A 25,427-nucleotide genomic window follows, 5' to 3' on the forward strand; every position below is an offset into this window, starting at 1 on the left:
TTTAGTGGGCGTCAAAAAAAACGCCGGATTAACCGGCGTCTGACGACTGACTTAACGCTCAGGCTTTATTGTCCACTTTGCCGCGCGCTTCGTCACGTAATTCTCGTCGCAAAATTTTTCCGACGTTAGATTTCGGTAACTCATCACGAAACTCCACCAGCTTCGGTACTTTGTAGCCCGTGAGCTGACGGCGGCAAAAAGTCACCAGTGACTCTTCGGTAAGCGATGGATCTTTTTTCACTACAAAGATTTTTACCGCTTCACCACTGGAGCCGGAAGGTACGCCAACAGCCGCGACTTCCTGTACGCCAGGATGCTGCATGACGACATCTTCAATCTCGTTTGGATAGACGTTAAAACCGGAAACCAGAATCATGTCTTTTTTACGATCGACAATGCGCAGGAACCCTTCTTCATCCATCACCGCGATGTCGCCGGTGTGTAACCAGCCATTTTTGATGATCTCATCGGTAGCATCCGGACGCTGCCAGTAACCCAGCATCACCTGCGGTCCTTTGACACAAAGCTCACCCGGTTGACCCGGTGGTACTTCATTATCATCATCATCCACCAGTTTGGCTTCCGTCGACGGCACCGGCAAACCGATGCTACCACTATGATAATCAATATCATATGGGTTAACGCTGACCAGCGGCGCACACTCGGTAAGGCCATAGCCTTCCAGCAGATACTGTCCTGTCAGTTTCACCCAACGCTCTGCCACCACTTGCTGCACTGGCATCCCACCGCCTGCGGAAAGATGCAGACTGGAGAAATCCAGCTGCTGGAACTCTTTATTGTTCAGCAACGCATTGAACAAGGTGTTAACGCCAGTGATAGCGGTAAACGGATATTTCGCTAACTCTTTTACCAACCCTGGAATATCACGCGGGTTAGTGATAAGCAGGTTCTGCCCACCCAGTTCGATAAACAGCAGGCAGTTAATGGTCAGGGCAAAAATGTGATACAGCGGCAGTGCCGTTACTACCAGTTCTTTACCTGGATGCAGCAACGGCCCATAGGTGGCGTTGACCTGTTCCAGGTTCGCCAGCATATTGCGGTGAGTCAGCATCGCGCCTTTCGCCACACCTGTGGTGCCGCCGGTGTATTGCAGGAAGGCTAAATCTTCCGGCACCAGTTCGGGTTTGACGTACTGCATCCGGTAGCCGTTATGCAGTGCGCTACGAAATGAAATGGCATCTGGCAGATGGTATTTCGGCACCAAACGCTTGATGTATTTAACAACGAAATTGACTACCGTGCCTTTTGCCGTAGATAGCTGATCGCCCATACGGGTCAGAATTACGTGCTGAACGGCGGTTTTATCAACCACTTTTTCCAGTGTGTGAGCAAAGTTAGACACGATAACAATCGCCGATGCGCCGCTATCGTTAAGCTGATGCTCAAGCTCACGCGGGGTATACAACGGGTTAACGTTTACGACGATCATCCCGGCACGCAAAATGCCAAACAGCGCCACCGGATATTGCAATAAATTAGGCATCATCAACGCAACGCGATCGCCTTTCTTCAGCCCCAACCCTTGTTGCAAATAAGCGGCAAACGCGCGACTGCGTTCTTCCAGCTTGCGGAAGGTCATTACCTCCCCCATATTCACAAACGCAGGCTGATCGGCGTAGCGCGCGACCGACTGCTCAAACATATCTACCAGAGATTGATAACGGTCAGGGTTGATCTCCGTCGGAACGTCCGCGGGATAACGGTTAAGCCAAACCTTCTTCAATTCTTCACCTCTAAAATGCGTGTTCGTCGTCATCGCAACCCCAAATGATATACATGCCGTTAACATAATATTAACTCATCATACCAGCTTGATAATTACCCAACGAAAAGGTTGCGAAGCGCGTCACTATTTATTTTTATCTTTACCGTAAGAATGCAGAAACAGCGGACCAGCCGCTGTTTCTTTTTCTTTAAAAACAAGCAATTATTCAGTTACAACTGTTTGTACTCTCGCGGGGCCGGGATTATACCAGCCCCATCCGCCGTAGCCATAGGGCCAGCCACGACCGCCATAAAACCATGGATCAATCGGCTGAGGCGGCATAATCACCTGCTGGGTTAAATGCCAACGTTTGTAACCCGTTACTTGCATCACCATAAATTTATAGGGCGTATTGCCGATTTTGCCGTCAACCGCACCGGCGATTGGCCCGACTACCGTAACCAGTTGTCCACGGAAATCCACCGGGTCCAGAAAACCGTTCACATCGGCATAAATGCGACCGCGAGAAGGTTCTCCCAGCGTCGGTCTGGCTCCGCTGTCCAGCGGTACGGTAGCAATTTCCAGGCGGGTTTTCCCTTGCTGGTTTTGTACCGCAACCACTTTGCCACCAAAGCGTGCCTCCTGACCAACGTACAGCTGCGGCGCACTCATCACCCGAACTAAATCTTGTTGCGGCGTGGGACTGCTGCCTTTAATGGCGTCCGGCACAGTGACACAACCGCTCAGCATTAGCGCAAACGTACCTGCCAGTATGCCTTTGATAACATTCTTTTGAACCGCCATGATGCGACTCCTTTTTTTCTCAGGGCATACTCTTAAGATTCATTCTTTGCCCGGAAGTTTCTTCCATGCGACGTTGTTACGTAAATAAACCGGTTCGGCATGTTCCACCGCCACCGTTTTACCCTCGGCAAACATCTGACAAGCAATCGGCAGCATATCTTCTGCAGCGGGCAGTAAAACTTCTCCGTCGCGCAAAACCAGTCCGCTCTCTTTACCGAGATCCGGCCAGGCTTGCCAGCCTGTACCTACCGTCACCCATTCCCCGGAAAGCTGTTGCATCCGTTCATGAACGAGTTCGGGTTTGAGTACGGCTTCGGTTTCTTCGCCGTGCCAGACGCCGTTTTCATCACGCTGATATTCGGCCCAGTAAACTTCGCCCATCCGCGCATCAATGGCAGCCAGCACGCGCGTTGCGCCGTTTTTGCGCCACGCCCCCTGCGCCATCGTCATGAGCGTGGAGACGCCAATCATCGGCAGCGCCGCGCCAAGTGCCAGCCCCTGCGCAATGCCTATACCAATGCGCACGCCGGTAAAGCTACCGGGGCCGCGCCCGTAAGCCAGAGCGTTAATATCAGTCAGGGAAGTTCCGCTGGTGGTCAGGATATCCTGCACCATCGGTAAGATTCGTTGAGTATGTTCACGAGGGCAAAGCTCAAAATGAGCGTTGACAGTACCGTCGTTCCACAGGGCGACAGAGCAGGCCTCTGTCGCGGTATCGATAGCCAGAATTCGCATGGGTCTTCGTGCTTAGATCAATAAAAAGGCGCGCATCATACCATACTCCGTAACAAATTACCTGGAGGATGGTATCGCAAGGAAACGAACCGCACGGGCAATGTCACGGGTGCGTGGCGCGGGCGGCAGACTGGCGAGAAACGTCGCGCCGTAAGGACGCATCACCAGCCGATTGTCACAAATTACCAAAACCCCGCGATCGTCGGCGTCGCGAATCAGTCGCCCGACTCCCTGCTTGAGAGTAATCACCGCATCCGGCAGTTGTACTTCATCGAACGGGTCGCCACCGCGCAAACGGCAATCTTCCATGCGCGCTTTTAACAATGGATCATCAGGCGAGGTAAACGGCAATTTGTCGATAATCACCAATGACAATGTATCGCCACGCACGTCCACCCCCTCCCAGAAACTACTGGTTGCCACAAGAAGCGCGTTACCGGCACTGACAAATTGCTGCAACAGTTGCCCTTTGCTGGTTTCCCCCTGCAATAATACGGGAAGCGTCATGGTAGCGCGGAACTGCTCGGCCAGATCGCGCATCATGGCGTGCGAGGTACAAAGCATAAAACAGCGACCGTTGTTAGCTTCGATGATCGGGCGCAGCATAGCCGCCAGTTGCCGCGCGGAACCCGGTTGATTGGTTTGCGGCAGGTTGCGCGGCACACAGAGTAACGCCTGGCGGCTGTAATCAAACGGGCTTGGCAATAGCAACGACTCCGCCTGTTCTATCCCAAGCCGCGAGGTGAAATGATGCAGATCGTCGTTCACCGACAGCGTTGCTGAGGTGAAGATCCAGCTACCGGGCTTTTGCGCCATTAACTCTTTGAATTTATCCGCCACGCTGAGCGGCGTGAGAGCCAGAGTAAAATGGCGCGAAGTGCATTCGTACCAGTAGCTGTAGCCCGGCTGATTGATCTCTTTTAGCCGCTTCAGCCGTGTGCGATACAACGTGGCGCGCTCAAATGCCGCATCCAGCAAGGCGGAACGCCCCAGTGACAGTTTCGCCACGTCATAACAAAGTTCCAGGGTGTCATCGAGCAGTAAAAATGCCCGCTGAATTTGCGGATTAGCTAACAGCTCACGCAGGTTACCGCGATAACCTGGCTCACCGAGTTGCAGACGAAAATCCTGCGCACTCTGGGCAAGACGATCAGCGCACTTTTGTAACTGCTGGGTGTCTTTTAATTCGGTGCGGTAGGCGATGGTGATGTCTTTTGCCAGGTCGAGCAGTTGTCGACTGGAGAGTGACTGACCAAAATACTGGCTGGCAATGTCCGGTAGCTGGTGGGCTTCGTCGAAGATCATGACGTCCGCTTCCGGGATCAACTCGCCAAATCCACTCTCTTTAACCACCATATCCGCCAGAAAGAGATGATGGTTTACCACCACCACATCGGCGTCCATCGCTTTTTTACGTGCTTTGACCACAAAGCAATCTTTATACATCGGGCAGTCGCTGCCAAGACAGTTGTCGTTGGTGCTGGTGACCAGCGGCCACGCCTGTGAATCTTCCGCCACGCTGACGCAGGTGCTGATATCACCATCGACTGTTTGATTAGACCAGGAGCGCAGCAGGATCACATCGCTTAAGATTTGTACCGGCAGATCGCCCCCCGCCAGCGCCTGCTGTTCGAGACGCTCGAGGCAGAGGTAGTTTGAGCGCCCTTTCAGCAGCGCCACATTGCCCGTATATTTCAATGCCTTTGAGACTGTTGGCAAATCGCGGCTGTAGAGCTGATCCTGCAACGCTTTTGAGCCGGTCGAGATAATGACTTTCTTTTTCGCCCGCAGCGCAGGAGCCAGGTAAGCGTAGGTTTTGCCCGTACCGGTTCCTGCTTCCACCACCAGCGGCTGGCCTTTTTCTATCGCCTGGGTGACGGCTACCGCCATCTGTCGCTGTGGTTCTCGCGGCTTAAAGCCTGGTATCGCTTTCGCCAGCTGACCGTCTGGTGCAAAATCGTCCGTCACACTACCCCCTGTTGATTTGAACAGGGATTATGTCAGGATGAGGGCGCTTTCGCCAGTTGAAGTGGTGACGGCGACCTCACATTGTGGCAGTCTTTGCAGCACGAAAATGGAAGGATAATGAGGACAAAATGATGACTATCGTTCGTATCGATGCTGAAGCCCGCTGGTCTGATGTAGTAATCCACAACAACACGCTCTACTACACTGGTGTACCGGAAAACCTCGACGCCGATGCCTTTGAGCAAACCGCCAACACGCTGGCGCAGATTGACGCCGTGCTGGAAAAACAGGGCAGCAATAAATCGAGTATTCTGGATGCCACCATTTTCCTGGCCGATAAAAACGACTTCGCGGCGATGAATAAAGCGTGGGATGCCTGGGTTGTCGCGGGTCATGCGCCGGTGCGCTGCACGGTACAAGCGGGTTTGATGAACCCGAAGTATAAAGTTGAAATTAAGATTGTGGCTGCGGTGTAAGCTTTATCGAAGCAAAATAAGTCAGACGATAATTTATCGATAATACTGGTCGGTTTTACATAAATCGACCAGAGAATAAGATATTACTGTTGATGCTTCTGCTAATTCATTATTTATTTTTATAATTTCAATTTTATCTATAAAACTAACTATATAAATAAACATAACCATGCCGTTGTGTTCGCCCTTTGATTAGCAACTCTGGTTTTCTTTCTTAGCTGAACAATCTGGTTATAGCGTGCGGACTGACCGTTAATTTTCTCCATCTTACTGGATAACACACCATGAGCTGCTACCTTTAAAACACCTGAATGTCAACAGGTTAACTCGTGCCATATCGTTATAATCCCTTTGATATTAGATGCAAATTAAGGTCATATATAGCCTTATCGATAACATGGTTAATTTTAAGGATAAGAATATGCCTGCTGTAATAGATAAAGCCCTGGATTTCATTGGTGCCATGGATGTATCAGCGCCAACACCAAGTTCGATGAATGAAAGCACGGCGAAGGGAATCTTTAAATATTTAAAAGAACTGGGAGTACCCGCGAGTGCCGCTGATATTACGGCGCGAGCTGACCAGGAAGGCTGGAACCCTGGGTTCACGGAAAAAATGGTTGGATGGGCAAAAAAAATGGAGACAGGTGAACGCTCTGTGATTAAAAATCCTGAGTACTTTTCAACATATATGCAGGAAGAACTAAAAGCACTGGTCTGAGTTAAATTTATATCAGCATAAATGGGTCAGGACGCTTTTAATCACATATAAAAAGCGTCCTTTTTCTCACAATCAAATAATCATCGGCTTCTATAACGAAATCGATACGGATTAGTGTGTTACTCGTCTTCATCCTCAAAACGCGCCACGATTCGCTCGCCGGAGTGGTTGGCACGCAGCTCTTCTGCCACCAGCGCGATTGCCTGGCCGCTGCTCATCCCTTGTGCCATCAGTTCCTGGATCCGCTCGACAGCTTTTTGCTGCTGTTCATGGGTGAGTGAAGGTAAACCTGCAAACATTGTTAACTCCTGCTAAATTGTTGGCGCTAATTATTTCATGCTACCCGGCACATAGCCAGTAGAGTCAGGACTGATGAAGACGTTATCTCCCGTTGTGATTACTTTACCCTGGCGTCAGGACGCCGCTGAATTTTATTTCTCCCGCTTAAGCCACCTGCCGTGGGCGATGCTTTTACACTCCGGCTATGCCGATCATCCGTATAGCCGCTTTGATATTGTGGTCGCCGATCCGATTTGCACTTTAACCACTTTAGGTAAAGAAACCGTTGTTAGTGAAAGCGAAAAACGCACAACGACCACTGATGACCCGCTACAGGTGCTCCAGCAGGTGCTGGATCGCGCAGACATTCGCCCAACGCATAACGAAGATTTGCCATTTCAGGGCGGCGCACTGGGGTTGTTTGGCTACGATCTGGGCCGCCGTTTTGAGTCACTGCCAGAAATTGCGGAACAAGATATCGTTCTGCCGGATATGGCAGTGGGTATCTACGATTGGGCGCTCATTGTCGACCACCAGCGTCATACAGTTTCTTTGCTGAGTCATAATGATGTCAATGCCCGTCGGGCCTGGCTGGAAAGCCAGCAATTCTCGCCGCAGGAAGATTTCACGCTCACTTCCGACTGGCAATCCAATATGACCCGCGAGCAGTACGGCGAAAAATTTCGCCAGGTACAGGAATATCTGCACAGCGGTGATTGCTATCAGGTGAATCTCGCCCAGCGTTTTCATGCGACCTATTCTGGCGATGAATGGCAGGCATTCCTTCAGCTTAATCAGGCCAACCGCGCGCCATTTAGCGCTTTTTTACGTCTTGAACAGGGTGCAATTTTAAGCCTTTCGCCAGAGCGGTTTATTCTTTGTGATAATAGTGAAATCCAGACCCGCCCTATTAAAGGCACGCTACCACGCCTGCCCGATCCTCAGGAAGATAGCAAACAAGCAGAAAAACTGGCGAACTCAGCGAAAGATCGTGCCGAAAATCTGATGATTGTCGATTTAATGCGTAATGATATCGGTCGTGTTGCCGTAGCAGGTTCGGTAAAAGTACCAGAGCTGTTCGTGGTGGAACCCTTCCCTGCCGTGCATCATCTGGTCAGCACCATAACGGCGCGACTACCAGAACAGTTACACGCCAGCGATCTGCTGCGCGCGGCTTTTCCTGGTGGTTCAATAACCGGGGCTCCGAAAGTACGGGCTATGGAAATTATCGACGAACTGGAACCGCAGCGACGCAATGCCTGGTGCGGCAGCATTGGCTATTTGAGCTTTTGCGGCAACATGGACACCAGCATTACTATCCGCACGCTGACTGCCATTAACGGACAAATTTTCTGCTCTGCGGGCGGTGGAATTGTCGCCGATAGCCAGGAAGAAGCGGAATATCAGGAAACTTTTGATAAAGTTAATAAGATATTACGCCAACTGGAGAAGTAAGACGTGGAATACCGTAGCCTGACGCTTGATGATTTTTTATCGCGCTTTCAACTTTTGCGCCCGCAAATTAACCGGGAAACCCTAAATCATCGTCAGGCTGCCGTGTTGATCCCCATCGTCCGTCGACCGCAACCGGGGTTGTTGCTGACTCAGCGTTCAATTCATCTGCGTAAACACGCTGGACAAGTGGCATTCCCTGGAGGTGCAGTCGATGACACGGACGCATCAGTTATCGCCGCCGCGCTGCGCGAAGCTGAAGAAGAGGTTGCTATACCGCCTTCCGCCGTTGAAGTTATCGGCGTGCTGCCGCCCGTCGATAGCGTAACTGGCTACCAGGTAACCCCAGTGGTCGGCATTATCCCGCCCGATCTGCCGTATCGCGCCAGTGAAGATGAAGTTTCCGCTGTGTTTGAAATGCCGCTCGCCCAGGCATTACATCTGGGTCGTTATCACCCTTTAGATATCTACCGCCGTGGCGATTCACATCGGGTATGGCTGTCCTGGTACGAACAGTATTTTGTATGGGGAATGACCGCAGGCATAATTCGTGAGCTGGCGCTGCAAATTGGTGTGAAACCCTGACTATACTTATCTTTACATCTACAAAACACTACTTGAGACAATCATCGCAATATTAGTTAAATCGCGGTTTTTGATTAGTTTAATTCATGTGAATAGTTAAGCCAGTCGCCGCGTTCCCTCTTACACTATGCGCTGTTATTAGTTCGTTACTGGAAGTCCAGTCACCTTGTCAGGAGTATTATCGTGATTAGTCTATTCGACATGTTTAAGGTGGGGATTGGTCCCTCATCTTCCCATACCGTAGGGCCTATGAAGGCAGGTAAACAGTTCGTCGATGATCTGGTCGAAAAAGGCTTACTGGATAGCATTACTCGCGTTGCCGTGGACGTTTATGGTTCACTGTCGCTGACGGGTAAAGGCCACCACACCGATATCGCCATTATTATGGGTCTTGCAGGTAACGAACCTGCCACCGTGGATATCGACAGTATTCCCGGTTTTATTCGCGACGTAGAAGAGCGCGAACGTCTGCTGCTGGCACAGGGACAGCATGAAGTGGATTTCCCGCGCGACAACGGGATGCGTTTTCATAACGGCAACCTGCCGCTGCATGAAAACGGTATGCAAATCCACGCCTATAACGGCGATGAAGTCGTCTACAGCAAAACTTATTATTCCATCGGCGGCGGTTTTATCGTCGATGAAGAACACTTTGGTCAGGATGCTGCCAACGAAGTGAGCGTGCCGTATCCGTTCAAATCTGCCACCGAACTGCTCGCGTACTGTAATGAAACCGGCTATTCGCTGTCTGGTCTCGCTATGCAGAACGAACTGGCGCTGCACAGCAAGAAAGAGATCGACGAGTATTTCGCGCATGTCTGGCAAACCATGCAGGCATGTATCGATCGCGGGATGAACACCGAAGGTGTACTGCCAGGCCCGCTGCGCGTACCACGTCGTGCGTCTGCCCTGCGCCGGATGCTGGTTTCCAGCGATAAACTGTCTAACGATCCGATGAATGTCATTGACTGGGTAAACATGTTTGCGCTGGCAGTTAACGAAGAAAACGCCGCCGGTGGTCGTGTGGTAACTGCGCCAACCAACGGTGCCTGCGGTATCGTTCCGGCAGTGCTGGCTTACTATGACCACTTTATTGAATCGGTCAGCCCGGACATCTATACCCGTTACTTTATGGCAGCGGGCGCGATTGGTGCATTGTATAAAATGAACGCCTCTATTTCCGGTGCGGAAGTTGGTTGCCAGGGCGAAGTGGGTGTTGCCTGTTCAATGGCTGCTGCGGGTCTTGCAGAACTGCTGGGCGGTAGCCCGGAACAGGTTTGCGTGGCGGCGGAAATTGGCATGGAACACAACCTTGGTTTAACCTGCGACCCGGTTGCAGGGCAGGTTCAGGTGCCGTGCATTGAGCGTAATGCCATTGCCTCTGTGAAGGCGATTAACGCCGCACGGATGGCTCTGCGCCGCACCAGTGCACCGCGCGTCTCGCTAGATAAGGTCATCGAAACGATGTACGAAACCGGTAAGGACATGAACGCCAAATACCGCGAAACCTCACGCGGTGGTCTGGCAATCAAAGTCCAGTGTGACTAATACTTCTTACTCGCCCATCTGCAACGGATGGGCGAATTTATCCCCGCTTTCTCGTCTGCTGTAATATTCCCCACTACACTTCCACTGTTGCGTCAGGCGTTTGTCGCCATACGCTTACAGGGTGGCCCGCATGCAAAAAGCACAACGGATCATTAAAACCTATCGCCGTAATCGAATGATTGTTTGTACGATTTGCGCACTCGTTACGCTCGCTTCGACCCTGAGCGTGCGATTTATTTCACAGCGTAACTTAAATCAACAACGGGTAGTACAATTCGCCAATCACGCTGTAGAAGAATTAGATAAAGTACTGCTTCCCCTACAGGCAGGTAGCGAAGTCTTGCTTCCGCTGATTGGTCTGCCCTGCTCTGTCGCCCATTTGCCATTACGTAAACAGGCGGCAAAACTCCAAACTGTGCGATCCATTGGCCTGGTGCAAGACGGCACACTTTATTGCTCCAGCATTTTTGGTTATCGCAATGTGCCCGTCGTGGACATTCTGGCTGAACTTCCTGCACCGCAACCACTTTTACGCCTGACGACCGACCGTGTCCTGATTAAAGGCAGTCCGGTTTTGATTCAATGGACGCCTGCAGCGAGCAGTAGCAATGCTGGGGTCATGGAGATGATTAACATCGACTTACTGACGGCAATGCTGCTTGAGCCACAACTGCCGCAAATCAGTAGCGCCAGCCTGACGGTGGACAAACGGCATTTGCTCTATGGTAATGGGCTGGTAGATTCCCTTCCACAACCTGAAGACAATGAAAACTATCAGGTTTCTTCGCAACGCTTTCCTTTTACCATTAACGTTAATGGTCCGGGGGCTACGGCGCTGGCATGGCACTATCTTCCAACACAATTACCGCTGGCGGTGCTGCTAAGTTTACTGGTGGGCTACATCGCCTGGCTGGCGACCGCTTACCGGATGAGCTTTTCCCGCGAAATCAATCTGGGCCTGGCGCAACATGAGTTCGAATTGTTCTGTCAGCCTTTGCTTAATGCGCGCAGCCAGCAATGTATTGGTGTAGAGATTTTGCTGCGCTGGAACAATCCGCGTCAGGGCTGGATTTCACCGGATGTGTTTATTCCTATCGCGGAAGAACATCATTTAATTGTGCCACTGACCCGCTATGTGATGGCAGAAACCATTCGTCAGCGCCATGTTTTCCCGATGAGTAGTCAGTTTCATGTTGGCATTAACGTCGCACCCAGCCATTTTCGCCGTGGTGTGCTGATAAAAGATCTCAATCAGTACTGGTTTAGCGCTCACCCGATTCAGCAACTGATCCTCGAAATCACCGAACGCGATGCCTTACTGGATGTTGATTATCGGATTGCCCGCGAGCTGCATCGTAAAAACGTCAAACTGGCGATTGATGACTTCGGCACCGGCAACAGCTCGTTTTCCTGGCTTGAAACATTACGTCCTGACGTGCTGAAAATTGATAAGTCATTTACCGCAGCTATAGGTTCTGACGCGGTTAACTCGACGGTGACCGATATCATCATCGCGCTGGGGCAAAGACTGAATATTGAACTGGTGGCGGAGGGCGTGGAAACGCAAGAACAGGCGAAGTATTTGCGCCGTCATGGCGTGCATATTTTGCAAGGGTATTTGTACGCACAGCCGATGCCGCTACGTGATTTTCCCAAATGGCTGGCGGGCAGCCAACCGCCGCCCGCCCGGCATAATGGACATATCACGCCCATTATGCCGTTACGTTAACGCTTACTCATCTTCATCGTGCGCCGGTTGCTCTTTAACAATGCGAACCAGATCAACACGATAATCATTGGCTTCAATGATGGTGATATGCAGTGGCCCTACATCAATCACATCGCCCACACGGGGAATGTGACCATTTGCCGAGATCACGAGGCCCGCGACCGTCGCGATATCATCGTCATCGGCAAGGTGCTCAACATCAAGCGCCTGCTGCAAGGCATGCAAATCTGTACCGCCTTTTACCAGCCAGCCGTCACCATCAGTAATGATTTCCGGCGTTTCGTCAGCGTCCGGGAATTCACCCGCAATGGCTTCCAGCACATCCAGCGGCGTGACCAGACCTTGTACCACACCAAACTCGTTGGTCACGATAACAAAGCTCCCACGAGCACGACGCAGCACGCCCAACAGGTTGATCGGATCGAGGGTTTCAGGGACGATAATCGCCGGAGACGCCGAAGCAATCGCCGCCACATCAACGCCCTCTTCCAGCGCCACCAGCAGTTCTTTAGCACGTACGATTCCGATGATTTCATCCAGTTCACCGCGACATACCGGGAACAGGCTGTGCGGTGAGGAGAGCAGCTGCTCGCGGATTTCATCTACCCCGAGATTAGCGTCAACCCAGCTTATTTCACCGCGCGGCGTCATGATCCCGCGCAGAGAACGCGACGCCAGCGTCAGTACGCCGTTAATCATGTAACGTTCTTCTTCGGCAAATGCACCTTCCGGGATCGGCATCGGCATCGGGTTATCGGCATCGTGCTGAACATTGGCCTGACGTTTCCCGCCCATCAAACGCAGGATGGCATCGGCAGTACGCGCTCGCAGCGGCAAAGTCGACTGGTGACGAATAAAGTTGCGACGCGCAATCTGGTTAAACACTTCGATGATGATCGAGAAGCCAATCGCGGCATACAGGTAACCTTTCGGAATGTGGAAACCGAAACCTTCTGCCACCAGACTCAGACCAATCATTAACAGGAAGCTCAGACAGAGCACCACCACCGTGGGGTGCTGGTTAACAAATCGCGTCAGCGGTTTGGATGCCAGCAACATAACCGCCATCGCAATCACTACCGCCGCCATCATCACCGGCAGATGGTTAACCATCCCTACTGCAGTAATTACCGCATCCAACGAGAAGACGGCGTCAAGGATGACAATCTGTGTGACGACTACCCAGAAACTGGCGTAGCCTTTACCGTGGCCGGAATCATGATCACGGTTTTCCAACCGTTCATGCAGTTCGGTTGTTGCTTTGAACAGCAAGAATATCCCCCCGAACAACATAATCAGGTCGCGTCCGGAGAAGGAGAAATCCATGACGGTAAATAGCGGTTTGGTCAGCGTGACCATCCATGAAATCAGCGACAGCAGCCCCAGACGCATAATCAGCGCCAGTGATAACCCCAACAAACGCGCTTTATCGCGTTGTTTTGGCGGCAGTTTGTCAGCAAGAATGGCGATGAAGACCAGGTTATCGATACCCAGCACAATTTCGAGAACAACAAGCGTGAGTAGCCCCGCCCAAATTGAGGGGTCCATTAAGAATTCCATGACAAGCTCCTGCTTAAGGAATAGCTATTCGACGCCAGAAATAATGCAGGCGTAACGACAAAATGCAAACGAAAGGTGCGGCATAGAGTGCCAGAAAGGCAGGCGTTAAAAGGCCTGATGCTGAAATGACGTCGGTGACGATCCATACTGCGGGCTACTGCCCTATACTCCATGGTTGTTAAACGGGAGTTAAACATATCAGAGACGCCTCTGATTTGGCAAAGATTTACCTTCCTTTGCAAACGAATGTGACAAGGATATTTTACCTTTCGAAATTTCTGCTAATCGAAAGTTAAATTACGGATCTTCATCACATAAAATAATTTTTTCGATATCTAAAATAAATCGCGAAACGCAGGGGTTTTTGGTTGTAGCCCTTATCTGAATCGATTCGATTGTGGACGACGATTCAAAAATACATCTGGCACGTTGAGGTGTTAACGATAATAAAGGAGGTAGCAAGTGACCATTGCTATTGTTATAGGCACACATGGTTGGGCTGCAGAGCAGTTGCTTAAAACGGCAGAAATGCTGTTAGGCGAGCAGGAAAACGTCGGCTGGATCGATTTCGTTCCAGGTGAAAATGCCGAAACGCTGATTGAAAAGTACAACGCTCAGTTGGCAAAACTCGACACCACTAAAGGCGTGCTGTTTCTCGTTGATACATGGGGAGGCAGCCCGTTCAATGCTGCCAGCCGCATTGTCGTCGACAAAGAGCATTATGAAGTCATTGCAGGCGTTAACATTCCAATGCTCGTGGAAACGTTAATGGCCCGTGATGATGACCCAAGCTTTGATGAACTGGTTGCGCTGGCAGTAGAAACAGGCCGTGAAGGCGTGAAAGCACTGAAAGCCAAACCGGTTGAAAAAGCCGCGCCAGCACCCGCGGCCGCAGCACCAAAAGCGGCTCCAACTCCGGCAAAACCAATGGGGCCAAACGACTACATGGTTATTGGCCTTGCGCGTATCGACGACCGTCTGATTCACGGTCAGGTCGCCACCCGCTGGACCAAAGAAACCAATGTCTCCCGTATTATTGTTGTTAGTGATGAAGTGGCTGCGGATACCGTTCGTAAGACACTGCTCACCCAGGTTGCACCTCCGGGCGTAACAGCACACGTAGTTGATGTTGCCAAAATGATTCGCGTCTACAACAACCCGAAATATGCTGGCGAACGTGTAATGCTGTTATTTACCAACCCAACAGATGTAGAGCGTCTCGTTGAAGGCGGCGTGAAAATCACCTCTGTTAACGTCGGTGGTATGGCATTCCGTCAGGGTAAAACCCAGGTGAATAACGCGGTTTCGGTTGATGAAAAAGATATCGAGGCGTTCAAGAAACTGAATGCGCGCGGTATTGAGCTGGAAGTCCGTAAGGTTTCCACCGATCCGAAACTGAAAATGATGGATCTGATCAGCAAAATCGATAAGTAACGTATTGTGTTGATTATCACTCAGTTTTCACACTTTAGTCTTACGTAAACAGGAGAAGTACAATGGAGATTACCACTCTTCAAATTGTGCTGGTATTTATCGTAGCCTGTATCGCAGGTATGGGATCAATCCTCGATGAATTTCAGTTTCACCGTCCGCTAATCGCGTGTACCCTGGTGGGTATCGTTCTTGGGGATATGAAAACCGGTATTATTATCGGTGGTACGCTGGAAATGATCGCGCTGGGCTGGATGAACATCGGTGCTGCAGTTGCGCCTGACGCCGCTCTGGCATCTATCATTTCTACCATTCTGGTTATCGCAGGTCATCAGAGCATTGGTGCAGGTATTGCACTGGCAATCCCTCTGGCCGCTGCGGGCCAGGTACTGACCATCATCGTTCGTACTATTACCGTTGCTTTCCAGCACGCTGCGGATAAGGCTGCTGATAACGGCAACCTGACAGCGATTTCCTGGATCCACGTTTCTTCTCTGTTCCTGCAAGCAATGCGTGTGGCTATTCCGGCCGTCATCGTTGCGCTGTCTGTAGGTACCAGCGAAGTACAGAACATGCTGAATGCGATTCCGGAAGTGGTGACCAATGGTCTGAATATCGCCGGTGGCATGATCGTGGTGGTTGGTTATGCGATGGTTATCAACATGATGCGTGCTGGCTACCTGATGCCGTTCTTCTACCTCGGCTTCGTAACCGCAGCATTCACCAACTTTAACCTGGTTGCTCTGGGTGTGATTGGTACTGTTATGGCAGTGCTCTACATCCAACTTAGCCCGAAATACAACCGCGTAGCCGGTGCGCCTGCTCAGGCAGCTGGTAACAACGATCTCGATAACGAACTGGACTAACAGGTGAGCGAAATGGTTGATACAACTCAAACTACCACCGAGAAAAAACTCACTCAAAGTGATATTCGTGGCGTCTTCCTGCGTTCTAACCTCTTCCAGGGTTCATGGAACTTCGAACGTATGCAGGCACTGGGTTTCTGCTTCTCTATGGTACCGGCAATTCGTCGCCTCTACCCTGAGAACAACGAAGCTCGTAAACAAGCTATTCGCCGTCACCTGGAGTTCTTTAACACCCAGCCGTTCGTGGCTGCGCCGATTCTCGGCGTAACCCTGGCGCTGGAAGAACAGCGTGCTAATGGCGCAGAGATCGACGACGGTGCTATCAACGGTATCAAAGTCGGTTTGATGGGGCCGCTGGCTGGTGTAGGCGACCCGATCTTCTGGGGAACCGTACGTCCGGTATTTGCAGCACTGGGTGCCGGTATCGCGATGAGCGGCAGCCTGTTAGGTCCGCTGCTGTTCTTCATCCTGTTTAACCTGGTGCGTCTGGCAACCCGTTACTACGGCGTAGCGTATGGTTACTCCAAAGGTATCGATATCGTTAAAGATATGGGTGGTGGCTTCCTGCAAAAACTGACGGAAGGGGCGTCTATCCTCGGCCTGTTTGTCATGGGGGCATTGGTTAACAAGTGGACACATGTCAACATCCCGCTGGTTGTCTCTCGCATTACTGACCAGACGGGCAAAGAACACGTTACTACTGTCCAGACTATTCTGGACCAGTTAATGCCAGGCCTGGTACCACTGCTGCTGACCTTTGCTTGTATGTGGCTACTGTGCAAAAAAGTTAACCCGCTGTGGATCATCGTTGGCTTCTTCGTCATCGGTATCGCTGGTTACGCTTGCGGCCTGCTGGGACTGTAAGACTGTTGTACACTACCGGGGCCTTTTGGCCCCGTTTTTTTATCTGGAGGATTAATGACAATCACGGACCTGGTACTGATTCTTTTCATCGCCGCACTCCTGGCCTTCGCGATCTACGATCAGTTCATCATGCCCCGCCGTAACGGCCCCACCCTGCTGGCAATTCCTTTGCTCCGGCGTGGTCGCATCGATAGCGTTATCTTCGTCGGATTGATTGTCATTCTTATCTATAACAACGTCACGAATCATGGTGCGTTAATAACGACATGGTTATTAAGCGCACTGGCTCTGATGGGTTTTTATATATTCTGGATCCGCGTTCCGAAGATCATCTTTAAACAAAAAGGTTTTTTCTTCGCCAATGTCTGGATTGAATATAGCCGAATCAAAGCGATGAACTTGTCGGAAGATGGCGTGTTGGTGATGCAATTAGAACAGCGTCGGCTGTTAATCCGCGTTCGAAATATCGACGATCTGGAAAGAATTTATAAACTTCTCGTTTCAACTCAATGAGTTATTAATTTAGCCAAAGCTATGTTTAGTGTATTTTTAATAATCAGACATAGCTTAGGCTATATTACCTCTTCCCTTATTTGTTATTTATTATAACGTTTCATTGATATATAAATCTAAATGAAAATCGTTATCAACAAGGCAATAAAATAATATATTCCAACAGTTGTTTTATATTCTCAAAATATGTTAAGGTTGCGCCCTCATTTGGGGAGTAGCCAATTTCCAGATTCCGGAAATGTACGTGTCAACATACTCGTTGCAAAACGTGGCACGTACGGACTGAAGACTTTCAGTCAGGCGAGACCATATGCACATCAATCGCTATGCCTGCATGAACGCGAAAACCCATCGCGGCTTGTTGTTCATGTATGCATGTTTGCTGGGGGCGATGATGTGTTTTATGGATACCCCGGTCAGGACGTTGTCATGAATATCACTGCTACTGTTCTTCTTGCGTTTGGTATGTCGATGGATGCATTTGCTGCATCAATCGGTAAAGGTGCCACCCTCCATAAACCGAAATTTTCTGAAGCATTGCGAACCGGCCTTATTTTTGGTGCCGTCGAAACCCTGACGCCGCTGATCGGCTGGGGAATGGGCATGTTAGCCAGCCGGTTTGTCCTTGAATGGAATCACTGGATTGCGTTTGTGCTGCTGATATTCCTCGGCGGGCGAATGATTATTGAGGGTTTTCGTGGCGCAGATGATGAAGATGAAGAGCCGCGCCGTCGGCACGGTTTCTGGCTACTGGTAACCACCGCGATTGCCACCAGCCTGGATGCCATGGCTGTGGGTGTTGGTCTTGCTTTCCTTCAGGTCAACATTATCGCGACCGCATTGGCCATTGGTTGTGCAACCTTGATTATGTCGACATTAGGGATGATGGTTGGTCGCTTTATCGGCTCAATTATTGGGAAAAAAGCGGAAATTCTCGGCGGGCTGGTGCTGATCGGCATCGGCGTCCAGATCCTCTGGACGCACTTCCACGGTTAATAAGAACGCTGCCAGAGGTGAATATTAAAGTCCGTCTGGCAGTCGAACACTTCTTTTGCTGCCAGTGTTTGCCAGACTTCTGGCTTCGCACGCCAGGCAAACGGCGTCATCTGCAATAATGCGACGGCTTCATCACCGCGAAGACGCATCGGATAACACAACTCATCACTCTGCTGTAATGTAAAACCTTCCAGTTGTTCTGCATGAGGTGCATGAAGATGTACTTCATTGTAAATCAGCCCCTTCAGCTCCATCAAATGTCGCGGTCCCGGCGTGGCAGTAATGACCCAGCCGCCGGGCTTCACTACTCGTGCTAATTCTTCTGCTTTACACGGCGCGTAAATACGTATTATGGCGTCCATACTGGTATCGGAAAACGGCAAACGGTGGCTGGAAGCGACACAAAGAGTGACCTGCGGATAGCGTTTCGCCGCCGCTTTTATCGCTACCTTCGAAACATCCAGACCAAAGGTGGTGATTTCGGGCAACGCATCGGCAAATGCGTGTGTGTAATACCCTTCACCACAGCCAATATCCAGCACCGCCGTGGCCTTTTCATTAAGCCGTTCCCGCAGTTGGGCGACAATTGCATCACGCAGCGGCTGATAATGTCCGGCATCTAAGAATGCGCGGCGTGCTTGCATCATTTCCGCGCTGTCGCCCGGATCACGAGACCGTTTATGCTGAACGGGCAGCAGATTGACATACCCTTCTTTCGCCATATCAAACTGATGTCGTTGGGGACAGATATAGCTGTTTTTTTCACGCGTAAGAGGCTGATGGCAAAGTGGACAGGAAAACGACATGACAACTCCGGCAGGATACTAAAGGCCGCAAGTGTAACGCGAATCACGCGGCGGGCAAATATCCGAACGCCAGGAGCGAAGATAAAGCATAGTAAAAAGCCTCGCATTCGACGAGGCTTTATAGCGAGATTGAAGCGTATTCACACTTCAGATCAGTGGATTCGATCAGATAGCTGTTACGTTAACAGCTGCCGGACCTTTCTGGCCGTCCTGAATTTCGAACTCAACGTTCTGACCTTCAGCCAGAGTTTTGAAGCCATTACCCTGGATAGCGGAGAAGTGTACGAACACGTCTTTGCTGCCATCAGCAGGAGTAATGAAGCCAAAACCTTTAGACTCGTTGAACCACTTAACCTGACCTTTAATCTTTGCCATTTGAAAAATTCCTTAGATTGTTTTCTTCGCCCGCAGGCATAACATAGATAAAACTGACACATTACTGCATGAGGCACCAATATAAGGCTCGGCAGAGAAGCGGTATTCAACGTCAACGTGTTTACTCAGGACTTCTTTACTGAAAATGCCACACATAAACAGAACTGTACCTCGTTTAACCCGAAATCTGTTATCACATACAACGTTAATTATGGCAAGCCATTTTTAAACATGTCTCGATCAGACGCACAAATCTCGATACGTCTTCCACTTTTTTTGCACACTTATGCAACGGAATACGCGCCGATATATCATTGTGCTTAACCTTGCCAGTTCAGGCAGATACTTAAACTGGCGTAGTTTCTAACATAGTTCAATAAGTTCAGTTGTTCCAGGCCAGTGGGAGAAGTTATTACATAGTGCGTGCAATATCACATTTTCTGCTATGCAATGAATAAAAAGTTATATCACTTTTTCTCATAAAACAGTCAGTTAACGGCTATCAATTACCCTAAAGAGAAGTCAATCCCCAAAGGGATTGTAAATTTAAAATAAGAAAAATTGATGAGTGAGCAAAAAAAATCAAGAGAGAAACGTTTCGCTAATAAATAATACCACGCTTAATCACAAATCCGATGTAAACATCCTAATAAATTAATGAGGAAAATATCTTTTTCTGATATCCCGTTACGCAAATAAATAATATGATAATTATTTGAAGTCAGACCAGAGTTTTAATTTGAAGCAGTTGCACCATGACAGTGCGTATAATCAGGATGAATTGAGTAACCCTTCAACGACGGGGTTACTCAAGATTGAGGAAGGATTATCGTTCGGCGACCAGGCGAATAATATCTTCGTCTTCAACCGATTTTTGACTCTCAATGGTCTTTTTATCTGCTTTCTCTGGTTCGTTTGCTTCGCACAAACGACGTAACAGTGCATTTTGACGTTTTTGCTGATCCAGCAACGCCTCAAGCAGTTCAATCTGTTCGTTAGTCCGAGAACTGGCACGATTAATAAAAAACCACAAGATGAGCCCGATAAGAAGAACCACCACCGATACAACCAAAGACGCAATGTTCATCACGCCTGAATTTACAACTTCGTTCATTTCACCACCTCTGAGTAGAGGCGCTATTCTACCACTGCTGGAGAGGAAGAAAATCGGTGATGCTGCCAACTTACTGATTTAGTGTATGATGGTGTTTTTGAGGTGCTCCAGTGGCTTCTGTTTCTATCAGCTGTCCCTCCTGTTCAGCTACTGACGGGGTGGTGCGTAACGGCAAAAGCACCGCCGGACATCAGCGCTATCTCTGCTCTCACTGCCGTAAAACATGGCAACTGCAGTTCACTTACACCGCTTCTCAACCCGGTACGCACCAGAAAATCATTGATATGGCCATGAATGGCGTTGGATGCCGGGCAACCGCCCGCATTATGGGCGTTGGCCTCAACACGATTTTCCGCCATTTAAAAAACTCAGGCCGCAGTCGGTAACCTCGCGCATACAGCCGGGCAGTGACGTCATCGTCTGCGCGGAAATGGACGAACAGTGGGGATACGTCGGGGCTAAATCGCGCCAGCGCTGGCTGTTTTACGCGTATGACAGGCTCCGGAAGACGGTTGTTGCGCACGTATTCGGTGAACGCACTATGGCGACGCTGGGGCGTCTTATGAGCCTGCTGTCACCCTTTGACGTGGTGATATGGATGACGGATGGCTGGCCGCTGTATGAATCCCGCCTGAAGGGAAAGCTGCACGTAATCAGCAAGCGATATACGCAGCGAATTGAGCGGCATAACCTGAATCTGAGGCAGCACCTGGCACGGCTGGGACGGAAGTCGCTGTCGTTCTCAAAATCGGTGGAGCTGCATGACAAAGTCATCGGGCATTATCTGAACATAAAACACTATCAATAAGTTGGAGTCATTACCAGAAAATCTAGTGCTGAAAAAATGATATCACCACGGGATAAACTGGTTAATGGCACAAATTCCGCTGAAAAATTGTACATCCTGATCGCACATCATGTTGAATACCTGCGCCCAAAGCAGCAAGCAAGCCAACACCACGACAACCAGAACGACCCATCGAAACTTTTTCACTCCAATCTCCGTTTCACCTACCTTATGTCATTAAACTAGCATGCGTTAGTTAAACAGCGCCTAACTATGTCGATATTCGTGCTTTTTCGGAATGAGTCGCTTGCTTCAGCGCATATTGCCGCTACGATTAAGCGAACATAAAAAGAGAAGAGGTTGTAATGCGATTCATCATTCGCACAGTTATGCTGATAGCACTGGTATGGATAGGATTATTACTCAGCGGATATGGCGTTTTGATTGGAAGCAAAGAGAATGCCGCAGGATTAGGTTTGCAATGTACCTATCTGACTGCCAGAGGCACCAGCACGGTACAATACTTGCACACTAAAAGTGGTTTTTTGGGGATAACAGATTGCCCGCTGTTACGCAAAAGCAATATCGTGGTCGATAATGGTTAAGTGTAATAAATAACCAGATTCTCACTCATGAGTAAAATACTCTTATAGCAAGCGCGTTTAATATAACGCCACCTTCAACTTTATTTTTCTCATGCTAAATAAAGAACCTGTCTGTTTGATATTCCGACAGGTTCTTACTCTCATCAGAACGGATAGTCGTGATAACCCATTTGTGCAGAAATTTTGCGCGCTGCGGTATGCAACATTGCGACATATTCCTGTAAACGCTCTTCAGAGAAACGCAACGTCGGGAAGGAGATGCTCAAACCGGCAATGACCACGCCAAAGCGATCAAATACCGGAACCGCAATGCATCGCAGTCCTTCTTCCTGCTCTTCGTTATCTTCGCCATACCCCTGCTCGCGCACCTGGTCCAGAACCGGTAATAACGCTTCTGTACTGGTGATGGTCCGCTCGGTACTGCGTTTATACTCCACGCCCTCAAGTATTTGCTTCACTTCATCGCGATCGCGCCATGCCAGCAGCACCTTACCAATCGCGGTGCTGTACAGCGGATTACGACGCCCAATCCGTGAATACATGCGCAAATTGTACATAGAGTCAATTTTGTGAATGTAAACAATACTGTCTTCGTCCAGTGCGCCGAGGTGGATAGTTTCTTTGGTCAGGCGGGAGATCTCACGCATCTGGATATCTGCGCTACGAATTAAATCGACGTTTTGTAACGCGCGAGCGCCCAGTTCAAACAATTTCAGGGTCAGGGAATATTTCTCCGACTCCCCTTCCTGCGCCACATAACCTAAGGTTTTCATGGTCTGTAAAAAGCGATAAACGGTGCTTTTTGACATCATGACGCGCTGCGACAGCTCGGTTATCCCTATTTCGCGCTCTTCACCCAGCGCCTGCAAAATGCCAAAAACTTTTAGCACGGAAGATACAGAATCAGGCTGTTTATCCAGATCTGCGTTAGCCATTTATCACCTCATTGCGAGTGTTTTATAAAAATCAGAACTGTTTTTTATTATAATTTCGCACCAGGGTGGTCGCAATCCATCTTTTGCCGGTTAGTTACAATTCTGCGACATCCACCGTGAATATCAGTGCTAGAATCATACCCCTGTTGATTATTCACTAAAGATATAAAATTCCTATGCCAAAAGTTCAGGCCGACGGCCTGCCGTTGCCCCAGCGATACGGTGCGATATTAACCATTGTGATTGGTATTTCGATGGCTGTCCTTGACGGCGCAATCGCCAACGTCGCCCTGCCAACAATCGCCACGGACCTTCATGCCACGCCAGCCAGTTCCATCTGGGTAGTGAACGCCTATCAAATCGCCATTGTCATCTCCCTGCTCTCGTTTTCGTTTCTGGGCGATATGTTTGGCTATCGACGTATTTATAAATGCGGTCTGGTCGTTTTTCTGTTGTCTTCACTGTTCTGCGCCCTTTCTGATTCGCTGCAAATGCTCACCCTTGCGCGTGTCATACAAGGTTTCGGCGGTGCAGCGTTGATGAGCGTTAATACCGCACTTATCCGCCTGATCTATCCACAACGTTTTCTGGGTAGAGGGATGGGCATAAACTCGTTTATTGTTGCCGTCTCTTCTGCTGCCGGGCCGACAATTGCTGCAGCAATCCTCTCCATCGCATCCTGGAAATGGTTATTTTTAATCAACGTACCGTTAGGTATTATCGCCCTGCTTCTGGCGATGCGTTTTCTGCCACCCAATGGTTCTCGCGCCAGTAAACCTCGTTTCGACCTGCCCAGCGCCGTGATGAACGCGTTAACCTTCGGCCTGCTTATCACTGCGTTGAGTGGTTTCGCTCAGGGGCAATCGCTGACGTTAATTGCTGCGGAACTGGTGGTGATGGTTGTTGTTGGTATTTTCTTTATTCGCCGCCAGCTTTCTCTTCCCGTACCGCTGCTACCGGTGGATTTACTGCGTATCCCGCTGTTTTCACTTTCTATTTGCACATCTGTTTGCTCTTTCTGCGCACAAATGCTGGCAATGGTTTCCCTGCCCTTTTACCTGCAAACCGTGCTCGGGCGTAGTGAAGTCGAAACAGGTTTACTTCTGACACCGTGGCCGTTAGCAACGATGGTGATGGCTCCGTTGGCAGGCTATTTGATTGAACGCGTACATGCAGGATTGCTGGGTGCTTTAGGATTATTCATCATGGCTGCGGGGCTTTTTTCCCTGGTTCTGCTGCCCGCGTCACCTGCGGATATCAATATTATCTGGCCGATGATCTTATGTGGCGCTGGATTTGGCTTGTTCCAGTCACCCAATAACCACACCATTATTACCTCCGCTCCTCGCGAACGTAGCGGTGGAGCCAGTGGCATGTTAGGAACGGCTCGTCTACTGGGTCAGAGTAGCGGCGCGGCGCTGGTGGCGCTGATGCTAAATCAGTTTGGAGATAATGGTACACACGTCTCGCTGATGGCTGCGGCTATTCTGGCAGTGATTGCTGCCTGTGTCAGTGGTTTACGTATCACTCAGCCACGATCCAGGGCATAAAAAAAGCGCGTCGATCAGGACGCGCTTTTTAGTGTTTACTTCATAATATTACTTCAGGTATTCACCCGTACGCAGAGCTTCAATTCGTTTATCCAGCGGCGGGTGAGTCATGAACAACTCACTGAGCGATTTCGACTTACCGTTAATGCAGAAAGCCATCATGCTGGTTGCTTCTTGCGGTTCATAGCTGGTTTTCAGGCGCTGCAGCGCGGCAATCATTTTCTCGCGACCAACCAGTTTTGCCGAACCGGCATCAGCATGGAATTCACGATGACGCGAGAACCACATGGTGATAATGCTCGCCAGAATACCAAACACCAGTTCCAGAACCGTTGCAACCGCAAAGTAGATCAGCGGGTTGCCGTTGCTCTCTTCACCTTCATCACGATTTCCGCCCATAAAACCCGCGGCAAGCTGCGCCAAGATACGGGAAATAAAGATAACGAAGGTGTTCACCACGCCCTGAATCAGCGTCATGGTGACCATATCACCATTGGCGATGTGGCTGATTTCGTGAGCAATTACCGCCTCGGCTTCATCCGGGCTCATGTTCTGCAGCAAACCGGTGCTGACAGCAACCAGAGAGGCATCACGGCGCGCACCGGTTGCAAAAGCGTTGATGTCCGGCGCATGGTAGATAGCCACTTGCGGCATAGCGATCCCCGCCTGACGAGCCTGGGTTGCTACAGTATTGACCAGCCAACGTTCCCTTTCGTTACGCGGTTGCTCGATCACTTCCCCGCCAACAGATCGTAATGCCATCCATTTGGACATCAGAAGCGAAACGAAGGAACCACCAAAACCGAACAGCAAGGCCATGATCATCAGCCCCTGAACGCTGCTCGACTGTATCCCTGTCAGGCTCAGTACCAGCCCGAAAACGACCATTACGGCCAGGTTCGTTAGCAGGAAGAGCGCGATTCGCATCATAATTTTCTTTTTACCTCAGTTTAACAAAACGCAATATGCGATACCCACATCGTATGGGTTACGCGACTATTT

General features: G+C 50.0%; 29 protein-coding genes. 15 read left to right on the forward strand and 14 right to left on the reverse strand.

Annotated features, from left to right (window positions below):
- Positions 1–58: 58 nt before the first annotated feature.
- From fadD to HUZ68_RS12785, 4 genes are all read right to left on the reverse strand, one after another.
- The gene (fadD, locus tag HUZ68_RS12770) at positions 59–1,744 is read right to left on the reverse strand and encodes a long-chain-fatty-acid--CoA ligase FadD (RefSeq protein ID WP_000758422.1); all 1,686 of its coding nucleotides are present in this window, start codon (positions 1,742–1,744) and stop codon (positions 59–61) included.
- A gap of 204 nt (positions 1,745–1,948) precedes the next feature.
- On the reverse strand, positions 1,949–2,530 hold the full coding sequence (gene yeaY, locus HUZ68_RS12775; protein WP_239593891.1) for a Slp family lipoprotein YeaY: 582 nt from the start codon (positions 2,528–2,530) through the stop codon (positions 1,949–1,951).
- 39 nt (positions 2,531–2,569) lie between these two features.
- Positions 2,570–3,265: a tRNA (adenosine(37)-N6)-threonylcarbamoyltransferase complex dimerization subunit type 1 TsaB gene (tsaB, locus tag HUZ68_RS12780; protein WP_001220955.1), complete on the reverse strand. Its 696-nt coding sequence runs from the start codon at positions 3,263–3,265 to the stop codon at positions 2,570–2,572.
- Between the two features lie 57 nt (positions 3,266–3,322).
- Positions 3,323–5,233 (reverse strand): DNA repair helicase YoaA, encoded by a 1,911-nt coding sequence (locus HUZ68_RS12785; RefSeq protein ID WP_000128847.1) that lies wholly within the window; start codon positions 5,231–5,233, stop codon positions 3,323–3,325.
- Positions 5,234–5,364: 131 nt separating this feature from the next.
- Here HUZ68_RS12785 and HUZ68_RS12790 point away from each other — a divergent pair, with 131 nt between their 5' ends.
- Together HUZ68_RS12790 and HUZ68_RS12795 are read left to right on the forward strand one after the other, a co-directional pair.
- Complete coding sequence (locus tag HUZ68_RS12790) at positions 5,365–5,709, forward strand: RidA family protein (protein ID WP_001295493.1); 345 nt, start codon at positions 5,365–5,367, stop codon at positions 5,707–5,709.
- Positions 5,710–6,130: 421 nt separating this feature from the next.
- Positions 6,131–6,430, forward strand: coding sequence for a DUF1889 family protein (locus tag HUZ68_RS12795; RefSeq protein WP_001111995.1), 300 nt, complete (start codon positions 6,131–6,133; stop codon positions 6,428–6,430).
- 119 nt (positions 6,431–6,549) lie between these two features.
- On the opposite strand, the gene HUZ68_RS12800 is transcribed toward HUZ68_RS12795, so the two are convergent.
- Positions 6,550–6,729 (reverse strand): YoaH family protein, encoded by a 180-nt coding sequence (locus HUZ68_RS12800; RefSeq protein WP_000457334.1) that lies wholly within the window; start codon positions 6,727–6,729, stop codon positions 6,550–6,552.
- Between the two features lie 73 nt (positions 6,730–6,802).
- Here HUZ68_RS12800 and pabB point away from each other — a divergent pair, with 73 nt between their 5' ends.
- The 4 genes from pabB (at position 6,803) to HUZ68_RS12820 (ending at position 12,023) form a co-directional block, all read left to right on the forward strand.
- Positions 6,803–8,164, forward strand: coding sequence for an aminodeoxychorismate synthase component 1 (pabB, locus tag HUZ68_RS12805; protein WP_033814657.1), 1,362 nt, complete (start codon positions 6,803–6,805; stop codon positions 8,162–8,164).
- Positions 8,165–8,167: 3 nt separating this feature from the next.
- A complete protein-coding gene (locus tag HUZ68_RS12810; RefSeq protein ID WP_000456725.1) occupies positions 8,168–8,746 on the forward strand; it encodes a CoA pyrophosphatase in 579 nt (192 codons plus the stop codon).
- 183 nt (positions 8,747–8,929) lie between these two features.
- Positions 8,930–10,294, forward strand: coding sequence for an L-serine ammonia-lyase (gene sdaA / locus HUZ68_RS12815; RefSeq protein ID WP_000624283.1), 1,365 nt, complete (start codon positions 8,930–8,932; stop codon positions 10,292–10,294).
- A gap of 130 nt (positions 10,295–10,424) precedes the next feature.
- Entirely contained in the window at positions 10,425–12,023 is a 1,599-nt protein-coding gene (locus tag HUZ68_RS12820; protein ID WP_001359300.1) for an EAL domain-containing protein, read from the forward strand.
- A 3-nt stretch (positions 12,024–12,026) separates the two neighbouring features.
- On the opposite strand, the gene yoaE is transcribed toward HUZ68_RS12820, so the two are convergent.
- Together yoaE and HUZ68_RS24945 are read right to left on the reverse strand one after the other, a co-directional pair.
- On the reverse strand, positions 12,027–13,583 hold the full coding sequence (yoaE, locus tag HUZ68_RS12825; protein WP_000394983.1) for a CNNM family cation transport protein YoaE: 1,557 nt from the start codon (positions 13,581–13,583) through the stop codon (positions 12,027–12,029).
- A complete protein-coding gene (locus tag HUZ68_RS24945; protein ID WP_001327808.1) occupies positions 13,571–13,729 on the reverse strand; it encodes a protein YoaL in 159 nt (52 codons plus the stop codon). Before HUZ68_RS24945 ends, yoaE begins: the two co-directional genes overlap by 13 nt.
- Before the next feature lie 316 nt (positions 13,730–14,045).
- Between HUZ68_RS24945 and manX the strand changes: the two genes are divergently transcribed.
- The 6 genes from manX to mntP all read left to right on the forward strand — a co-directional run bounded on the left by manX (position 14,046) and on the right by mntP (position 18,253).
- Positions 14,046–15,017 (forward strand): PTS mannose transporter subunit IIAB, encoded by a 972-nt coding sequence (gene manX, locus HUZ68_RS12830; RefSeq protein ID WP_000150543.1) that lies wholly within the window; start codon positions 14,046–14,048, stop codon positions 15,015–15,017.
- Positions 15,018–15,079: 62 nt separating this feature from the next.
- Positions 15,080–15,880 carry a PTS mannose transporter subunit IIC gene (gene manY / locus HUZ68_RS12835; RefSeq protein WP_000406926.1) on the forward strand — a complete coding sequence of 267 codons (801 nt, stop codon included), beginning with the start codon at positions 15,080–15,082 and terminating at the stop codon, positions 15,878–15,880.
- A gap of 12 nt (positions 15,881–15,892) precedes the next feature.
- Positions 15,893–16,744: a PTS mannose transporter subunit IID gene (manZ, locus tag HUZ68_RS12840; RefSeq protein WP_088744398.1), complete on the forward strand. Its 852-nt coding sequence runs from the start codon at positions 15,893–15,895 to the stop codon at positions 16,742–16,744.
- 54 nt (positions 16,745–16,798) lie between these two features.
- Positions 16,799–17,257 (forward strand): DUF986 family protein, encoded by a 459-nt coding sequence (locus HUZ68_RS12845; protein WP_000156258.1) that lies wholly within the window; start codon positions 16,799–16,801, stop codon positions 17,255–17,257.
- Between the two features lie 310 nt (positions 17,258–17,567).
- On the forward strand, positions 17,568–17,690 hold the full coding sequence (locus tag HUZ68_RS24950; RefSeq protein ID WP_000547919.1) for a hypothetical protein: 123 nt from the start codon (positions 17,568–17,570) through the stop codon (positions 17,688–17,690).
- The gene (gene mntP / locus HUZ68_RS12850) at positions 17,687–18,253 is read left to right on the forward strand and encodes a manganese efflux pump MntP (RefSeq protein WP_001296134.1); all 567 of its coding nucleotides are present in this window, start codon (positions 17,687–17,689) and stop codon (positions 18,251–18,253) included. Before HUZ68_RS24950 ends, mntP begins: the two co-directional genes overlap by 4 nt.
- Here mntP and rlmA read toward each other — a convergent pair.
- The 4 genes from rlmA to HUZ68_RS12870 form a co-directional block, all read right to left on the reverse strand.
- A complete protein-coding gene (rlmA, locus tag HUZ68_RS12855) occupies positions 18,250–19,059 on the reverse strand; it encodes a 23S rRNA (guanine(745)-N(1))-methyltransferase (RefSeq protein WP_021577590.1) in 810 nt (269 codons plus the stop codon). The genes mntP and rlmA overlap by 4 nt on opposite strands.
- 165 nt (positions 19,060–19,224) lie before the next feature.
- Positions 19,225–19,434, reverse strand: coding sequence for a transcription antiterminator/RNA stability regulator CspE (cspE, locus tag HUZ68_RS12860; RefSeq protein ID WP_001062678.1), 210 nt, complete (start codon positions 19,432–19,434; stop codon positions 19,225–19,227).
- Between the two features lie 12 nt (positions 19,435–19,446).
- Positions 19,447–19,590 carry a DUF2627 domain-containing protein gene (locus HUZ68_RS12865; RefSeq protein ID WP_001295496.1) on the reverse strand — a complete coding sequence of 48 codons (144 nt, stop codon included), beginning with the start codon at positions 19,588–19,590 and terminating at the stop codon, positions 19,447–19,449.
- A 670-nt stretch (positions 19,591–20,260) separates the two neighbouring features.
- Positions 20,261–20,548 carry a YebO family protein gene (locus tag HUZ68_RS12870; RefSeq protein ID WP_001006862.1) on the reverse strand — a complete coding sequence of 96 codons (288 nt, stop codon included), beginning with the start codon at positions 20,546–20,548 and terminating at the stop codon, positions 20,261–20,263.
- 110 nt (positions 20,549–20,658) lie between these two features.
- Here HUZ68_RS12870 and HUZ68_RS12875 point away from each other — a divergent pair.
- Positions 20,659–21,356, forward strand: a protein-coding gene (locus tag HUZ68_RS12875; protein ID WP_095033700.1) for an IS1-like element IS1B family transposase whose coding sequence is annotated in 2 segments (ribosomal slippage) — positions 20,659–20,908 and positions 20,908–21,356 — 699 coding nt in all. Because the reading frame shifts where the segments join, the coding sequence is not laid out codon by codon here.
- 42 nt (positions 21,357–21,398) lie between these two features.
- Here HUZ68_RS12875 and mgrB read toward each other — a convergent pair.
- Positions 21,399–21,542 (reverse strand): PhoP/PhoQ regulatory lipoprotein MgrB, encoded by a 144-nt coding sequence (gene mgrB, locus HUZ68_RS12880; protein ID WP_000714550.1) that lies wholly within the window; start codon positions 21,540–21,542, stop codon positions 21,399–21,401.
- 158 nt (positions 21,543–21,700) lie between these two features.
- Here mgrB and HUZ68_RS12885 point away from each other — a divergent pair, with 158 nt between their 5' ends.
- Positions 21,701–21,940 (forward strand): YobH family protein, encoded by a 240-nt coding sequence (locus tag HUZ68_RS12885; RefSeq protein WP_001211011.1) that lies wholly within the window; start codon positions 21,701–21,703, stop codon positions 21,938–21,940.
- 143 nt (positions 21,941–22,083) lie between these two features.
- Here HUZ68_RS12885 and kdgR read toward each other — a convergent pair whose 3' ends face one another.
- Positions 22,084–22,875: a DNA-binding transcriptional regulator KdgR gene (kdgR, locus tag HUZ68_RS12890; RefSeq protein WP_001262182.1), complete on the reverse strand. Its 792-nt coding sequence runs from the start codon at positions 22,873–22,875 to the stop codon at positions 22,084–22,086.
- Between the two features lie 176 nt (positions 22,876–23,051).
- Here kdgR and HUZ68_RS12895 point away from each other — a divergent pair, with 176 nt between their 5' ends.
- Entirely contained in the window at positions 23,052–24,425 is a 1,374-nt protein-coding gene (locus HUZ68_RS12895; RefSeq protein ID WP_001127216.1) for an MFS transporter, read from the forward strand.
- Positions 24,426–24,473: 48 nt separating this feature from the next.
- Here the strand turns inward: HUZ68_RS12895 and htpX are convergent, their stop codons facing one another.
- On the reverse strand, positions 24,474–25,355 hold the full coding sequence (gene htpX, locus HUZ68_RS12900) for a protease HtpX (RefSeq protein WP_000984517.1): 882 nt from the start codon (positions 25,353–25,355) through the stop codon (positions 24,474–24,476).
- Positions 25,356–25,427: the final 72 nt, after the last annotated feature.

Origin of the sequence: Shigella dysenteriae (assembly GCF_022354085.1) — a bacterium.
Lineage (GTDB): Bacteria > Pseudomonadota > Gammaproteobacteria > Enterobacterales > Enterobacteriaceae > Escherichia > Escherichia coli.

Excerpts from the sequence above, each read along its gene's own strand:
- mntP (WP_001296134.1), top strand. The coding sequence starts at position 17,687 with ATGAATATCACTGCTACTGTTCTTCTTGCGTTTGGTATGTCGATGGAT.
- rlmA (WP_021577590.1), bottom strand. The coding sequence starts at position 19,059 with ATGTCGTTTTCCTGTCCACTTTGCCATCAGCCTCTTACGCGTGAAAAA.
- HUZ68_RS12795 (WP_001111995.1), top strand. The coding sequence starts at position 6,131 with ATGCCTGCTGTAATAGATAAAGCCCTGGATTTCATTGGTGCCATGGAT.
- HUZ68_RS24950 (WP_000547919.1), top strand. The coding sequence starts at position 17,568 with ATGCACATCAATCGCTATGCCTGCATGAACGCGAAAACCCATCGCGGC.
- HUZ68_RS12845 (WP_000156258.1), top strand. The coding sequence starts at position 16,799 with ATGACAATCACGGACCTGGTACTGATTCTTTTCATCGCCGCACTCCTG.
- manY (WP_000406926.1), top strand. The coding sequence starts at position 15,080 with ATGGAGATTACCACTCTTCAAATTGTGCTGGTATTTATCGTAGCCTGT.
- pabB (WP_033814657.1), top strand. The coding sequence starts at position 6,803 with ATGAAGACGTTATCTCCCGTTGTGATTACTTTACCCTGGCGTCAGGAC.
- HUZ68_RS12870 (WP_001006862.1), bottom strand. The coding sequence starts at position 20,548 with ATGAACGAAGTTGTAAATTCAGGCGTGATGAACATTGCGTCTTTGGTT.
- manZ (WP_088744398.1), top strand. The coding sequence starts at position 15,893 with ATGGTTGATACAACTCAAACTACCACCGAGAAAAAACTCACTCAAAGT.
- HUZ68_RS12800 (WP_000457334.1), bottom strand. The coding sequence starts at position 6,729 with ATGTTTGCAGGTTTACCTTCACTCACCCATGAACAGCAGCAAAAAGCT.
- HUZ68_RS12895 (WP_001127216.1), top strand. The coding sequence starts at position 23,052 with ATGCCAAAAGTTCAGGCCGACGGCCTGCCGTTGCCCCAGCGATACGGT.
- HUZ68_RS12790 (WP_001295493.1), top strand. The coding sequence starts at position 5,365 with ATGACTATCGTTCGTATCGATGCTGAAGCCCGCTGGTCTGATGTAGTA.
- kdgR (WP_001262182.1), bottom strand. The coding sequence starts at position 22,875 with ATGGCTAACGCAGATCTGGATAAACAGCCTGATTCTGTATCTTCCGTG.
- HUZ68_RS12865 (WP_001295496.1), bottom strand. The coding sequence starts at position 19,590 with ATGTGTGGCATTTTCAGTAAAGAAGTCCTGAGTAAACACGTTGACGTT.
- htpX (WP_000984517.1), bottom strand. The coding sequence starts at position 25,355 with ATGATGCGAATCGCGCTCTTCCTGCTAACGAACCTGGCCGTAATGGTC.
- cspE (WP_001062678.1), bottom strand. The coding sequence starts at position 19,434 with ATGGCAAAGATTAAAGGTCAGGTTAAGTGGTTCAACGAGTCTAAAGGT.
- yoaE (WP_000394983.1), bottom strand. The coding sequence starts at position 13,583 with ATGGAATTCTTAATGGACCCCTCAATTTGGGCGGGGCTACTCACGCTT.
- tsaB (WP_001220955.1), bottom strand. The coding sequence starts at position 3,265 with ATGCGAATTCTGGCTATCGATACCGCGACAGAGGCCTGCTCTGTCGCC.
- HUZ68_RS12885 (WP_001211011.1), top strand. The coding sequence starts at position 21,701 with ATGCGATTCATCATTCGCACAGTTATGCTGATAGCACTGGTATGGATA.
- yeaY (WP_239593891.1), bottom strand. The coding sequence starts at position 2,530 with ATGGCGGTTCAAAAGAATGTTATCAAAGGCATACTGGCAGGTACGTTT.
- HUZ68_RS12820 (WP_001359300.1), top strand. The coding sequence starts at position 10,425 with ATGCAAAAAGCACAACGGATCATTAAAACCTATCGCCGTAATCGAATG.
- HUZ68_RS24945 (WP_001327808.1), bottom strand. The coding sequence starts at position 13,729 with ATGGATCGTCACCGACGTCATTTCAGCATCAGGCCTTTTAACGCCTGC.